Source organism: Mycobacterium sp. 050134, assembly GCF_036409085.1.
Taxonomy (GTDB): domain Bacteria; phylum Actinomycetota; class Actinomycetes; order Mycobacteriales; family Mycobacteriaceae; genus Mycobacterium.
Genome location: NZ_JAZGLV010000001.1, coordinates 204,144 through 217,106, shown reverse-complemented (window position 1 = coordinate 217,106; position 12,963 = coordinate 204,144). Strand labels below are relative to the sequence as shown.

Annotated in this window: 10 protein-coding genes and 8 pseudogenes; 10 read left to right on the top strand and 8 right to left on the bottom strand. The window is 66.6% G+C overall.

Features of this window, described 5'->3' with window-relative positions; translation table 11 throughout:
• Positions 1-147: 147 nt before the first annotated feature.
• A complete protein-coding gene (locus SKC42_RS01095) occupies positions 148-1,056 on the top strand; it encodes a thiamine pyrophosphate-dependent enzyme (RefSeq protein ID WP_330962475.1) in 909 nt (302 codons plus the stop codon).
• Here SKC42_RS01095 and SKC42_RS01090 read toward each other — a convergent pair.
• Positions 1,049-1,702 (bottom strand): response regulator transcription factor, encoded by a 654-nt coding sequence (locus SKC42_RS01090; protein WP_330962474.1) that lies wholly within the window; start codon positions 1,700-1,702, stop codon positions 1,049-1,051. The genes SKC42_RS01095 and SKC42_RS01090 overlap by 8 nt on opposite strands.
• 104 nt (positions 1,703-1,806) lie before the next feature.
• On the opposite strand from SKC42_RS01090, the gene SKC42_RS01085 reads away from it, so the two are divergent.
• Complete coding sequence (locus SKC42_RS01085; protein WP_330962473.1) at positions 1,807-3,024, top strand: sensor histidine kinase; 1,218 nt, start codon at positions 1,807-1,809, stop codon at positions 3,022-3,024.
• 116 nt (positions 3,025-3,140) lie between these two features.
• Here the strand turns inward: SKC42_RS01085 and SKC42_RS01080 are convergent.
• A pseudogene (locus SKC42_RS01080) lies at positions 3,141-3,415 on the bottom strand (FAD-binding protein); the annotation flags it as partial.
• An 87-nt stretch (positions 3,416-3,502) separates the two neighbouring features.
• Positions 3,503-4,270, bottom strand: coding sequence for an SDR family oxidoreductase (locus SKC42_RS01075; protein ID WP_330962472.1), 768 nt, complete (start codon positions 4,268-4,270; stop codon positions 3,503-3,505).
• A gap of 236 nt (positions 4,271-4,506) precedes the next feature.
• On the opposite strand from SKC42_RS01075, the pseudogene SKC42_RS01070 reads away from it, so the two are divergent.
• A pseudogene (locus SKC42_RS01070) lies at positions 4,507-4,662 on the top strand (SDR family NAD(P)-dependent oxidoreductase); the annotation flags it as partial.
• 31 nt (positions 4,663-4,693) lie between these two features.
• On the opposite strand, the gene SKC42_RS01065 reads toward SKC42_RS01070, so the two are convergent.
• On the bottom strand, positions 4,694-5,335 hold the full coding sequence (locus tag SKC42_RS01065) for a PAS domain-containing protein (RefSeq protein ID WP_330962471.1): 642 nt from the start codon (positions 5,333-5,335) through the stop codon (positions 4,694-4,696).
• 192 nt (positions 5,336-5,527) lie between these two features.
• Between SKC42_RS01065 and SKC42_RS01060 the strand changes: the two genes are divergently transcribed.
• The 3 genes and pseudogenes from SKC42_RS01060 to SKC42_RS01050 form a co-directional block, all read left to right on the top strand.
• A complete protein-coding gene (locus tag SKC42_RS01060) occupies positions 5,528-6,205 on the top strand; it encodes a TetR/AcrR family transcriptional regulator (RefSeq protein WP_330962470.1) in 678 nt (225 codons plus the stop codon).
• A gap of 177 nt (positions 6,206-6,382) precedes the next feature.
• Positions 6,383-6,637, top strand: a pseudogene (locus tag SKC42_RS01055) (cytochrome P450); the annotation flags it as partial.
• A 12-nt stretch (positions 6,638-6,649) separates the two neighbouring features.
• A pseudogene (locus SKC42_RS01050) lies at positions 6,650-6,905 on the top strand (SDR family oxidoreductase); the annotation flags it as partial.
• Here the strand turns inward: SKC42_RS01050 and SKC42_RS01045 are convergent.
• The 3 genes and pseudogenes from SKC42_RS01045 to SKC42_RS01035 all read right to left on the bottom strand — a co-directional run bounded on the left by SKC42_RS01045 (position 6,902) and on the right by SKC42_RS01035 (position 9,317).
• On the bottom strand, positions 6,902-7,732 hold the full coding sequence (locus SKC42_RS01045; protein WP_330962469.1) for an SDR family NAD(P)-dependent oxidoreductase: 831 nt from the start codon (positions 7,730-7,732) through the stop codon (positions 6,902-6,904). The pseudogene SKC42_RS01050 and the gene SKC42_RS01045 sit on opposite strands and share 4 nt — an antisense overlap.
• A 10-nt stretch (positions 7,733-7,742) precedes the next feature.
• Positions 7,743-8,450: pseudogene (locus tag SKC42_RS01040) on the bottom strand (SDR family oxidoreductase).
• A gap of 216 nt (positions 8,451-8,666) precedes the next feature.
• On the bottom strand, positions 8,667-9,317 hold the full coding sequence (locus SKC42_RS01035) for a TetR/AcrR family transcriptional regulator (protein ID WP_330962468.1): 651 nt from the start codon (positions 9,315-9,317) through the stop codon (positions 8,667-8,669).
• Between the two features lie 228 nt (positions 9,318-9,545).
• On the opposite strand from SKC42_RS01035, the pseudogene SKC42_RS01030 reads away from it, so the two are divergent.
• Positions 9,546-9,779, top strand: a pseudogene (locus SKC42_RS01030) (acyl-CoA dehydrogenase family protein); the annotation flags it as partial.
• 22 nt (positions 9,780-9,801) lie between these two features.
• Here SKC42_RS01030 and SKC42_RS01025 read toward each other — a convergent pair.
• Complete coding sequence (locus tag SKC42_RS01025) at positions 9,802-10,065, bottom strand: DUF4190 domain-containing protein (protein WP_330962467.1); 264 nt, start codon at positions 10,063-10,065, stop codon at positions 9,802-9,804.
• Positions 10,066-10,610: 545 nt separating this feature from the next.
• Between SKC42_RS01025 and SKC42_RS01020 the strand changes: the two are divergent.
• The 3 genes and pseudogenes from SKC42_RS01020 to SKC42_RS01010 all read left to right on the top strand — a co-directional run.
• A pseudogene (locus tag SKC42_RS01020) lies at positions 10,611-10,907 on the top strand (amidohydrolase family protein); the annotation flags it as partial.
• 116 nt (positions 10,908-11,023) lie between these two features.
• Positions 11,024-11,729, top strand: a pseudogene (locus SKC42_RS01015) (acyl-CoA dehydrogenase family protein).
• Positions 11,730-11,790: 61 nt separating this feature from the next.
• Positions 11,791-12,939, top strand: coding sequence for a thiolase family protein (locus SKC42_RS01010; protein WP_330962466.1), 1,149 nt, complete (start codon positions 11,791-11,793; stop codon positions 12,937-12,939).
• Positions 12,940-12,963 lie beyond the last annotated feature (24 nt).

Below are 12,963 nucleotides of genomic sequence, written 5' to 3'. Positions count from 1 at the left end.
TTTTTGTCCCCTAATTGGGGGAACGGGCGTTCATCCCATACGCGAGCCGATCGGTGGAGGTGTGCGCGGCCTCATCTTCCTAACGTGGTCTGTGTGTTTAACCGGCGGTCAACTCCCCTTGATCGCACCACGTTAGGAGACCCGGCTATGACCCAGACGCCCTCGGCGATCGTGCACGACCAACTCGAGCTGTACCGCCGGATGTGGGTGCTGCGCCTTCTCGACATGGCGATAGAGGAGGCGCGCATCGACGGCCTGCTCAACGTTTCCGTGCAGCCCGCTTTCGGTCAAGAAGCCGTGGCGGTGGGAACCAGCGCGGCACTTCGGCTGGGTGACATCATCGCCAGCGACATCGCCCATTGCCACCATGCACAACGGGTTGCGCTCGGGCTCCCGTTGGCGCCGACTATCGCGGAGCTGATCGCCACGAGCCCCGTCGCGGCCGGCCGCCCGGCGGCAAACGGGTTCGTCGCAGACTGGAAGCAGTCAATCTCTCCCGCAGGCGCTTTGGGACGGTCGATCCTGATCGCGCTCGGCCAAGCCCACTCGCAGTCGCGGTCCGCTGAGGGCAGGGTCACGGTGTGTGTCATCGGGAATCGCGAAGCCAGTTCGGCCGAATTCACGGCGGCCGCAGAGGTCGCCGTGTCGTGGCGCCTTCCGGTGGTTTTTGTCGTGGAGAACGTCCGGGACGTGTCCGGTGTGCGCCGTGTCGACCACATGCGGGCCTGTGAGGGCATGCCGGTGTTGTCGGTCGACGGCAAAGAGGTTGCGGCGGTGCGAGACTCGGTTCGTTACGCGATAGAACGAGCGAGCGCCGGCGATGGGCCCACTCTGGTCGACGCGGTCACCTATGACACGAATCACCCGTGCGCAGTGGAACCGTTGGTGGCCGCGCGGTGGCGGTTGACCGCCTTCGGCGTCGCGGACACGCAGCTTTACGGGGTGGAGCGCCGCGCCCGCCGACTGGTGGCGGAGGCGGAGTCCCTTGCTAAGGAGATGTCGGCCGACGGGAAGGGGCCGGTGCCCAAGCCGAACCCCTGGACGGCCGCTAGTTGAGAATTCCCAGCCGCATGGCCTCGGCGACGGCCGCCGCTCGATCGCTGACGCCGAGCTTTTCGTAGAGGCGCTGCACATGCGTTTTGACCGTCGACGGGGCCACATAGAGCTCACCCGCGATCACCGGAATGCTCTGGCCGCGTGCAATGCGATTGAGCACTTCCCGCTCCCGAGCGCTGAGCACGGTTTTCGTCGACTCCGCGCGGTGGCGGATCTCCGCGGCGAGGCCGGCGGCGAGCCCGGGTGCGACGACGTCGCGGCCTTCGGCGCAATCGAGCACGGCCTTGACGATGTCGGCGCGGGTGGAGTCCTTCAACAGGAAGCCGGCGGCGCCCTGCTCCAAAGCCTGGTACACGATCGCCGGCTCGTCATGAGCGGAAAGCAACAGCACGCGCGTCGGCAGCTCCTGACTGCGCACCGCCGCCGCGACCTGCGCGCCGTCCATTCGGGGCATTCTGTAGTCCAGCAATGCGACGTCGGGCAGGTGGACCTTGATCAACTCCAGCGCCGAGGACCCGTCGTCCGCCTCTCCGACGACGTCCACCGAGCCGCTCGACGAAAGGGCCCGCACCACGCCCTCACGAAACAATGGGTGATCATCGCCAACAACCACACGCACTCTCTGGGGCGTCGACGCGCCGGGCATGGCGGACAGTGTAGCCCGCAAAGCGATCGGCGTTAGCGGGATACCCGATGCGCACCTTTAAACGCCACCACAGGGAAGTCGACGTGGATGAGTACTGTGTTCGCGTGGCCATTGCCGGTGACGCGGAACTGGATCGGGTGCGCGCGCTTCACCAGCAGCGCTCGTACCGCATCGCGGCGATAGTCCGGATCGGTGTGGTTGGTCTGATGGTTGCCGCCATGGTGATCGGCACCCAACCGGACGAGTGGGGCCAGCAAAGCGTCTTGATCGTCCTCTACGCTGTCGTGGCGCTGACGGCTCTGGCGCTGGCGTTCCTTCCTTCCCGCCGGTGGGTCGCGCCGGGAGCCCTCGGTGCCATCGGCCGCCTGGGCCCGTTCGCGTTCACTGTGATCGACGTCGTCACCTTGACGGCCCTGCAGTTGCTGTCCACCAACGGCATTTATCCGCTGCTGATCATGACGCTGTTGCCGATCTTGCTGGGCCTCGACGTCTCGTCGCGGCGGGCCGCCGTGGTGCTCGCCTGCTCAATGGCAGGATTCGTCATCGCGGTGCTCAGCGACCCGGTAACTGTGCAAGCGATCGGCCTGCCCGAGTCCATTTTCTGGTTTGTGTTGTACGCCTTCCTGTGTGGCACCGCCTTCGTGACCGTTCGCATCGAGGAGCGGCACGCGCGCTCGGTGGCCGGTCTCAGCGCGCTGCGCGAGGAGCTGCTAGCACAAACGATGACGGCGTCGGACGTGCTGCAACGGCGGATATCGGAATCCATCCACGACGGACCGCTGCAGGACATCCTGGTGGTGCGCCAGGAGCTGATCGAGCTCGAGGCGGCCCTGCCCGGCGATGAGCGCATCGGGCGTGCGCTCGCCGGCCTGCAGGCTGCGTCCGACCGGCTCCGGCAGGCCACCTTTGAGCTGCATCCGGCCGTCCTCGAACAAGTTGGCCTGGGCGCAGCGGTGCAGCAGCTCGCCTCTTACACCGCGCAGCGCACGGGCATCGACATCACCACCAACGTCGACTACCCGGTTCGCAGCCAGGCCGACCCCATCATGTTCGGGGTGGTGCGTGAGTTGCTGTCCAACATCGCGCAACACTCACAAGCCCGCCATGCGTCGATCACGCTCGCGATCACCGACGCCGTCTGCGTGCTGGACGTGACGGACGACGGCGTGGGGTTCGGTGACGAGACCGTGGCCCGGCGCCTGGGCGAGGGGCACATCGGGTTGGCCTCACATCGGGCCCGGGTCGAGGCGGCCGGGGGAGCGTTCATCTTCCTCGACACGCCGGTGGGCACCCACGTATGCGTGGAACTGCCGCTGGCATAGCCGGTTTGGCGCTGTGGTCACCACCGCGAGCGTGGGCCCTGACCGGAAGAATTCCATCGAATCTTTCTACTACTTAAGGCCCACGTTCGGCGTTGCCGGCGAGCACGCCCCCGCTGCTTCAGGTCGACGGACTTCCCGGTGGCCGCGGCGTGGCCGGCACGGTACCCGAAAACCATCGCGGGGCCCAGGGTTCCGCCGGCGCCGCCGTAGGCACGCCCGGTCACCCCGTCCATCGCGTTGCCGGCGGCAAACAGGCCCCCGCTATCGGCTGGCCGCTGACGTGCAAGACGCGGCCGTCGTGGTCGGTGCGCGGTCCGCCCTTGGTGCCCCTCGCACCGATGCGGACCGGCACCGCGTAGAAGGGTGCGCTGTCGACCGGTCCGAGGGTCTGGGGTCGATAGACTCCGTGGCAATCGGGGGCGGCGTCGATGCGCTCTTCAACTTGGCTGGGGTGTCGTCCGGAATCGGGGACCCGTTCTCACTGGACCGTGCCGGACGCCTTCTCGGCTGCCCAAGCGCTGAAGCGGGTGGAATAGATGGTCGCGTCCTCGCCTTCCACCGGCACGATGCTTCGCTCGTCGATCACCGCACCGAAATAGGCTGCGGTCGGATCGGTCACCACGTGGCGCGGGTCGCCGGATGCAGTGAGGCGGTTCCGAATAAAGTCGTCCATCCCAGACTTGTCGGGGCCCGCGATGTTCACGATCCCGTTGAGCGGCTCACCGATCGTCACCTGAGTGACGGCCGCGGCGACGTCCCGGGCGGCTATGGGCTGGAAGGCCCCGTGGGGCAACCGCACCGTGTCTCCGTCCGTCGCCGAATCGGCGATGGCGTCGACGAATTCGAAGAACTGCGTCGCGCGCACGATGGAGTACGGGGCACCCGATTCCTTGATGAGCTTCTCCTGGGAGACTTTCGCCCGCATGTACCCGCTGTCCTGGGCGCGGTCGGCGCCCACGATCGACAGCGCGACGTGGTGGCGGACGCCGGCGGCGCGTTCGGCCGCGAGCAGGTTCTCTGTCGAGGTGGTGAAGAAATGCATGACGGGTTCGTCGTCGAACGACGGCGAGTTGGAGACGTCCACCACCGTGGCGGCGCCCGCCACCGCTTCGGCGAGTCCCTCGCCCGTGACGGTGTCGACCCCCGAGCGCGGCGAGGCGGAAACGGCGTCGTGCCCGAGTTCCGCCAGATTGGCGACGACCTGGGAGCCGATCAGCCCGCTGCCTCCGATGACCAGGATTCTCACGGTTGAGCCCTCCCGCCTGCTGCTCGCTGCTAACGCCAGCGGGTCCAGTGTCCCGAGCATATGGCCACCACCTTCCGGAAAGCGAGAGCGCGGGCAATATCGCATTTGCTGGCCGCGCCGGATAAGAGCCCGGTGCCCGTGTGCCGGCGGCCCACCCGGCGAAACCGGGAGCTCGAGCCGGTCCCGGCTTAAATCAACTGCTTGGCCTAACCACGAACGCGCCGATAACTCGTGGTGTGGTCAACGATCTTGCGGGCAGGGTGGCCATCGTCACCGGCGGTGCGTCGGGCATCGGCCGGGCAACCGTCGAGCGGTTCCTGGCCGAAGGGGCGCGGGTCGTCATGGCCGACGTGCAAACCGACGTGGGCGAGGAGTTGTCGTCCGTCACCGGGCCGAGGCGCAGGGTTGACCGACCGGGCTCGCTCAGGCCTCGTCCGCGGGATGACCCGCCCGGCTTTCCAACCGCAGGCGCGCCAGCGCCGTCGCCTGCTCGAAGTCCGACGCCCCGGACCTCTCCTCGGCAACGCTGCACGAATGCGTCAGCACGTTCAGCACGGCCTCCCCGGGCAGCTCGGGGAACTGGCGGCCGAGCGTCTCCGCGGCGTTCCTCAGCTGGGCCAACTTGACGGACGCGGTTGCGGGCGGGGGCGGAACCACGCGCGTGACGTCCTGCACGTGGTGCAGCACGGCGACGGTTTTGCCCTCGTCGTGGATGGGGGAGTTCACCGGCGTCCAGACCCGATAGACGAACTCGCCCGAGGCCTGCCGATCGGGAATGTCGTAACGCTGCACCCCTATCCAGTGCCGGGCTCCGCGCCGGAACACCAATTCGATCGAGGCCGACACGTTGGCGACACCGTCCGCGTGGGGGTCTGAGGGATTGTCCGGGAAGGTATCGAAGAGCATTCGGCCGACAAGGGCATCGCGCGGGTGCGCCGTCACCTGTTCGTAGGCGTGGTTGACCGCGCGGATGCGCAGGTCGCCATCAACCAGCAAATTCGGTGCCATTTTGGTCCGGAACCAGGCGGTTTCCTCGATTGCCGACACCCGACCGGCTGACAACATGCTTTCCCCTACCGGTAGTTCATCACCCGGACACCGGGTTGATGCCGCCAGGTCACACCCATCGTTACCGATCGTCGGTGCGGGTGGCGAGGGACCTTTGTCACGCATCGGCCGTCGCACGGCACCCGACGACGTCCGCATGGACTAAATCAATCGATTGACTTAATCAGGGGTGCGCGGTTGACTGGCCGGGTGACCACCGCCCGCAGGGCCGTTCGCACGGATCGGGCCAGCTCGACCCAGGAGGCGATCCTGGTGGCCGCCGAGCGGCTCTACGCGGAACACGGCATATTCGCGGTGTCCAACCGGCAGGTGAGCGAGGCGGCCGGACAAGGCAACAACGCCGCCGTGGGCTATCACTTCGGCACCAAGGCGGACCTGGTGCGCGCCATCGAGGAGAAGCACCGCCGCTTAGTTGAGCGGCTCCGCGTGCGGATGGTCGCAGACCTGTCCGCCGCGGGCACCGAGAACGATCGTTTCGCCGAATTGCGAGAGTGGGTGGCCTGTCTCGTGTGCCCGCTGACCGAGCATCTGGACGAGCTGGGCAATCCCACGTGGTTTGCGCGATTTGCGGCCCAGGCCATGACCGACCCGGTGTACTACAACATCATCGTCAAGGGCGCCCTCAGCTCGCCGTCGCTGGTTCAGGTCGTCGAGGGCATCAACCGCTGCCTGCCCGACCTGCCGGTCGAGGTGCACTTCGAACGCAACATCATGGCCCGCAATCTGCTGATGCACACCTGCGCCGACCGTGAGCGTGCGCTTGCCGCGGGTGCGTCCCCATCCCACCGTTCCTGGCGTGCCGCGGCGTTCGGCCTGATCGACGCGATTGTGGGCTTGTGGCTGGCACCCGTCACGCCGTACCAGTGAGGCCTGGTGGATGAAAGTTACTGTAAAATAAGATATTTGCTCAATCCGAGTCCGTCCCCGAGCAGGCCGATGGCGCACGCCGAGCGGCGGCCGCCTGCTCCGCCCTGGCAATCCACGTCGAGGAATGAAATTCCCGAAGCAATCACTAGCACTGGGATTTCGGCCAGCGACCCGGAGATGCCGGACTGTCCGATGCCGCGGTTGGCGAGCGGCCCATTCGTCCCGCCGCCGGACGTCATGGCGCTGGCCGCGGCGGCGCCGTTGTCGCGGGTCCGGATCTGGGACGGCAGCACGGCCTGGCTCATTACCGGCTACGAGCAAGTGCGCGAGCTGTTTTCGGACTCGACGGTGAGCGTCGATGATCGGGTGCGCGAATTTCCGCACTGGAACGCGGGCATGCTGGCCACTGTGCACAAGCGCCCGCGGCGGGTCGCGCGACAGTTGGTGGCGCTCACCGAGGGACTCGCGCAGCTCGGCGTCGACGCGGCGACCGCACGGATCGGCAATGTCGTGCGGTCCAGGCCATGTCGATGAGATCGCCGGTGCCGCGGTCTTTCTGGCGTCGGACATGTCGGCCTACCTGACCGGTCAGACCATGCATGTCGACGACGGGACGCACGTCGCCGGCGGCTGGTATCACGACCTGCACACTGGTGAGTACCGACTGGGGCCGTCGGGCCAACCGGACGACGCCGGCTAGTGAGTCCACCCATCGGCGGCTTGTTCGTCGAACGTGCGGTCAATCCGCTCGAACCTGCGCCGTACCGAGGCCCGCGCAGCTTCGTGCGGCAAGACGTAGAGGCGGTTGGCCAGAATGGCATCGGCCGTCAGCCGGGCCACGTCCTCGACTCGTACACCCTCGTCTTGCGTCGGTAAATCTTCCGGGGCGCCCTCGGGCGATGACGCCAGCCCGTAATCCGCGCCGCGGATGCGTTCCGAGTTGGACACCAGCTTCGTCTCGACGACCATCGGGCACAGCACGGACACCCCGATCCCGTCCGATTTCACTTCACGGGCAAGTGTTTCGGCCAGACCGACGACGCCATACTTGGCCACGCCGTACGCCCCGAGGCCGGCGTTGGGCACCAGCCCGGCGAAGGATGCGGTGAAGGCGATGTGGCCGCCCGTACCCTGGGCGAGCAACCTCGGCACGAACGCCTCCACGGCGTGTATGGAGCCCCACAGATCGATGTCGATCACCCACTTCCAGTCGTCGTGGGTCATCTGCGCGAGCGGACCGGCGACGACTATGCCGGCATTGCTGAACACGACGTCGACGCTGCCGAGAAGGCGGAACGCCTCGTCCGCGAGGTGGCGCATCTCCGCAAGGTGGCGGACGTCGCACATGACGCCGTGCGCATCGAAACCCTGGGCGCCCAAATGTGCCACCGCCCGCTCCAGCGACGGCCTGTCGACGTCGGCCAACACGACCCTGGCCCCGCGGCGGGCGAACTCGCTCGCCGTCGCCAAGCCGATGCCACTCGCGCCGCCGGTGACCACCGCGCCGCGGCCTTCGAATCCGTCCATGAGACGGACCCTATTTCAGGCAGCTGCCCGCATCGACCGGGAGGGTCACACCGGTGACATATCGGGACTCGTCGGAGGCCAGGAACAACACCGTGTTACTGACGTCCTCGGCCTCCATCCAGGGAATGGGCAGCGTGTGGAACATCGGACAGATCGGCGCCATGTCCGCCGGGCCCGGACTCTCCAGATCCGGGCGGAACAATTTCCACGTTCCCTCGTTCATGATCATCGCGATGTTTGGCCGCCACGTGGTTGCCACAGTGGGGGTAGGCCTTCAGCCCGCCGGCCGAGCTGGTCAGCGCGATCGACCCGCTCGGCCGCCGAAACGACTATGGAGCACAACGGCTTTCACCGTTTTCCACACGCCCGACGGATTCACGTCGAGCATTGCCTGCCAGTCGTGTTCGCTGCGCCTGTCCAGGGTGTCCCCGCCGTTGCCGATCCCGGCGTTGGCCACGATGATGTCGAGCCGGCTCAGCTGCTCCACCCCACAATCCACCGCGGCTTTCAACGCGTCGTAGTCGTGCACGTCGAGACGGTGAAAATCCTGCGGTCCTGGCCCTTGACGAGGTCGGCGGGTGTTCTGCACTATCGGCCGGCACACGTCGATGGCGATGATGTCGGCACCCTCCTGGGCGAGCCACACCACGTGACTGCGGCCCTGACCCCGCGCCGCCCCGGGGACGAATGCGACCTTCGCTGCGTTGCGTCCTGTCATGGCCACCCTCGATTCCCTCGACCTCGGTCGCGCGAACCTGACGGGAAACGCATGTCCTCGGGCGCACAACGCCGCTTTCGAACTGTGTCACCACCGACCGGCAGTGTTAACGGCGAATGCGCTTCTGTTATGAGCTTCTTCTCGGAGCAAGAGAATGTCATTATCGATGCGACGGCCGGAATCGATCCGGCGGGATGGGGTCGCGAAAGGGGCGTACTAGCCGACGAATCCGCGTGAGCAGAAGTCCCACACCTCGTCCGCGGTGATGGGATGGATGGTGGCGTCGTCGGAGCCGCCACTGGACTGGGCGATGAACATGACCGTCTGCATGGTCATCGCGGCGACCCGCTTCGCGTTGATGCCGGCCCGCAGGACGCCCGCCTCGCCGGCCGCCTCCATGAGCTCGGTCAGCAACGCCAATAGCGGCGCGTGGGCGACCTTGACCTCGACGGGGTGCGTGACCAGCAACCTCGGCGCGAAGTCGGTGAACAGCGGCCGCTTGGCGGTGGGATCCGGTCGGGAAGCCTCGTAGAGCAGCTCGACGGCCACCTTCAGCCGCTCCAGCGGGTCCTCGTGGCCTTCCGTCGCGGCGCGGATCTGGTCGGCCGATCGGCTCAGCGCGTCCTCAAAGAGCGCGAGCAGTAACTCGTGCTTTCCGTCGAACTGCAGGTAGAAGCTGCGCAACGACTGACGGGAGCGGTCCACGACCTCTTGTACGGTAAAGTCCGTGCTGCCCTTTTCGATAATGATGGCCTGCGCGGCGTCGAGAAAGCGCTGAACGCGCTGCGCCGCACGTAATTTCGCGGTCTTGATGGACCGCTCGACGGCGCGCTGCTTCCAGGCCGGTTCTTCGCTGGGGTTTGTCACGGCCGGCTCGATTGATTGCCGCGCGGGGAGAACATGATTGGACTGTACCGGAGAACGCCGTGACATCGCTGCGCTCGACCCCCTCACGGACGCTGTGCCGGAGATTGTAACTTTCTTCTCATGAGAACACTATTCTCTTGACACGTGTATGGAAGCCAAATTCTCAGAGTGAATTGCGCCGTGGGCGGAAGCCGATTTCCGCCGGCTCCCCGCGGGCGCGGGGCCGTGCTCGGATCGGAGGCCTTGCAGCGCGCGTCGGAGGATGCGCTGGATGCGGAGGGGGCCGAGGGGCTCGTGCGCCGCGCCGTCACCGCCCCCTCCGCGCCTTTCAACCTCGACAGCCACTATCGCAGCTGGTTTGACCGGTATGCGCGCACCTTTGCGGCGACCATCGCCGGCGGCGCATCGGAGATCCAACGCAATATCATCGCCGAGCGCGTGCTCGGCCTGCCCCGGAATTAGTTCAGCAAATCTGCTCGTGGAATCAGCGCGAGTCCAGCCAAGAGTAGATACCGATGGCGGTGGTCCCCGCGAGGATCGCGACACCGCCCAATACCATGCCCGCCATGGCGATTCGAGGGTTATTCGCCTCGCCGCGCTGTACCCGCCTGCGGGCGATGTCCCCGGTCACCACGGCCGCAACGCCGAGCGGCACTCCGAGCAACAACCAGCACGTCATGAGTGCGACGAGGGCGAGGATCAGAGAGGCGACGCCGAATTGATTCTGCGGTGCGTCGGGGTGAGTCATCGCGCATGTCCTCTCGGTGGCGAGACGAGTCTACGTGGACTCTGTTGCCCCACAGGGCGGGACGTGTGGCGATGTGCCCGCCTTGTAGCGACAACTCACGGACAGCGCCCGCACCGGGCCCCGTGCCCCGCAAGCCCGGTCGCTGGCGGCCTGTCGCTATGAGGCGGGCAAAAATCGACCGACTGCCGGCTCGTGACGCAAGTGACCGACGAGGCCTCACAACTCGCCGAGCCGCGGCGCGAAACCCCTGGCGCGCAGCGTTTTTCCCGGCTCGCACGTCAGGTCGCGGCCGCACACGCATCCGGGCCTGCCCTTCGCTCCGCGCTCTCGCTTGATGAGAATAATATTCTCATTTGCAACCAACGGATTTGCGCGAATCCGACGCGGTTCCCGGGCCATCGGAGTGTCGACCCGCCCGAGCATCCGCGGTGCCCCTGCGGCGCCCATGGTGGGCTGCCTGGATGTTGATTCTCACTTCGCGAGAAGATAGTTTTCGATCACTGATCCGGGCTTGCGCGGCGTTCGGAAGCTGTGTGGGAGCCAAGCACGGCGTCTCCATGTGGCCGGGCGCGCCGGAAGAGCTCTGGGACGTACTGTCGGTCAACAACGTGCCCGATGACGACATCAAGAAGATGACGTACGCGAACGCAATGCGTTGGTATTCCTTCAACCCGTTCACCCACATCACGCCGGAGCAGGCGACGGTCGGCGCCCTGCGCAAGGCGGCCGAGGGGCACGACGTGTCGATCCGGGCGCTCAGCCATCACAAGGACACCAGGTCGGGGTCGTCGTTCGCGGACTTCGCGGTCAACGGGAACGAACTCACCGGCAACAAGGACTGAGGCATCGCCAGCGATGTTCGGCGAGCAGTCGCAAAAGTCCCCAATTCGTCGGCGTGTCGGGGGCTTTTGCGTCTGCTCGCGCTTGATAGGGAGGCGCCTCGTTGCCCAGCGCTGGGATGAATTTCGAGCTGACGGACGATCAGCAACTGATCCGCAGGTCGGTGGCGGAGCTGGCCCGGAAATTTGACGACCATTACTGGATGGAAAGAGACCAGGCGCACGAGTTTCCGGCCGAGTTCTACGACGCCATCGCCGGCGGCGGCTGGTTGGGTATGACGATTCCCGCGCAGTACGGCGGGCACGGCCTCGGAATCACCTGGAGGTGCGGTCGAGGGCCGAGTCGGCGAGGAGGGCAAGGGTTTTCACTCCATCCTGGACGGCCTGAACCCGGAGCGCATGTTGATCGCCGCCCAGGCGCTGGGCATCGGGAGGGTGGCGCTGGACAAGGCGATCAAGTACGCCGTCGACCGCGAGGTGTTCGGCCGGCCGATCGGCATGAACCAGGGCATCCAGTTCCCGCTCGCGGACTCGCTGGCCCGCCTGGACGCCGCGGAACTCTTGCTGCGCAAGGCCATCTGGTTGTACGACAACGGGAGACCCTGTGGCCGCGAGGCCAATACAGCCAAATACCTGTGTGCGGATGCGGGCTTCACCGCCGCCGACCGGGCGTTGCAGACGCACGGCGGCATGAGTTACGCGGAGGAGTACCACGTCGCACGCAACTTCCGGGAGGTGCGGCTGATGAAGATCGCGCCGGTCAGCCAGGAGATGATCCTCAATTTCCTGGGATCCCACGTCCCGAAATTGCCGAGGAGTTACTAGCGGTAAGTTGCTACTCGTCCGGCGTGCACTCACTGCGCGCCGGAGGAATCGGAGTAGATGCATGCGTGAGACGGTCATCGTCGAGGCGGTGCGTACGGCGGTCGGAAAACGCAATGGCGGCCTTGCGGCGATGCACGCCGCCGACCTCTCCGCGGTCGTCCTCAACGAGCTGCTGGAACGCACCGGGCTCGACCCCGACCTCGTCGACGACGTCATCTGGGGGTGCGTTTCGCAGGTCGGCGACCAGTCCAGCAACATCGGCCGATACGCGGTCCTGGCCGCCGGCTGGCCGGACAGCATCCCGGGCACCACGGTCAACCGGGCGTGCGGCTCCAGCCTGCAGGCACTCGATTTCGCCGCGCAGTCGGTGATGTCGGGGCAGCAAGATCTCGTGGTAGCCGGCGGCGTCGAGGTGATGAGCCGGGTACCCCTCGGGGCGGCGCGTGCAACCGGTATGCCCTATGGTCCCAAAGTGCTTGCCAGGTATGACGATTTCTCGTTCAACCAGGGTCTGTCGGCGGAGCTGATCGGCAAGAAGTGGGGGTTCTCGCGGGGACGGCTGGACGAGTACTCGGTCCGGTCTCACGAGCTGGCCGCCGCCGCCCAGGACGCCAATGCCTTCACCGACCAGATCGTCCCGGTCTTCACCGACGACGGGTCCATCGTGACCGCCGACGAGGGCGTGCGGCGCGGCACCAGCGTCGAAAAGCTCGCCGCGCTCAAGCCGGCGTTCGTCGACGACGGGATGATCCACGCCGGCAACTCCTCCCAGATCTCCGACGGCGCGGCCGCGCTGCTGGTGACCACGGCGGAGATGGCCATGAACCTCGGGCTGACGCCGATCGTCCGGTATCGTGCGGGCGCGGTCACCGGGGCCGACCCGGTCCTCATGCTGACCGGCCCCATTCCCGCGACCGAAAAGGTGCTGAAGAAGGCCGGCGTTCCCCTCTCGGAGATCGGGGTCTTCGAGGTCAACGAAGCCTTCGCGCCCGTGCCGCTCGCGTGGATGGCGGAAACCGGGGCGGACCCGCGCCGCGTCAACCCGCTGGGCGGTGCCATCGCGCTCGGGCACCCGCTCGGTGCGTCCGGCGCGGTGCTGATGACCCGGATGGCGCACCACATGCGCGACCACGGAATCCGGTACGGGTTGCAGACCATGTGCGAAGGCGGGGGCACGGCGAACGCCACCGTTGTCGAGCTCGTGAGCTGAAGCGAAGCGGCCACGAGGCGTTTC

Bases quoted from the DNA above. Each gene is read 5' to 3' on its own strand.
- SKC42_RS01045 (WP_330962469.1), bottom strand. From the start codon at position 7,732: ATGGACGGATTCGAAGGCCGCGGCGCGGTGGTCACCGGCGGCGCGAGT.
- SKC42_RS01010 (WP_330962466.1), top strand. From the start codon at position 11,791: ATGCGTGAGACGGTCATCGTCGAGGCGGTGCGTACGGCGGTCGGAAAA.
- SKC42_RS01090 (WP_330962474.1), bottom strand. From the start codon at position 1,702: ATGCCCGGCGCGTCGACGCCCCAGAGAGTGCGTGTGGTTGTTGGCGAT.
- SKC42_RS01025 (WP_330962467.1), bottom strand. From the start codon at position 10,065: ATGACTCACCCCGACGCACCGCAGAATCAATTCGGCGTCGCCTCTCTG.
- SKC42_RS01095 (WP_330962475.1), top strand. From the start codon at position 148: ATGACCCAGACGCCCTCGGCGATCGTGCACGACCAACTCGAGCTGTAC.
- SKC42_RS01065 (WP_330962471.1), bottom strand. From the start codon at position 5,335: ATGTTGTCAGCCGGTCGGGTGTCGGCAATCGAGGAAACCGCCTGGTTC.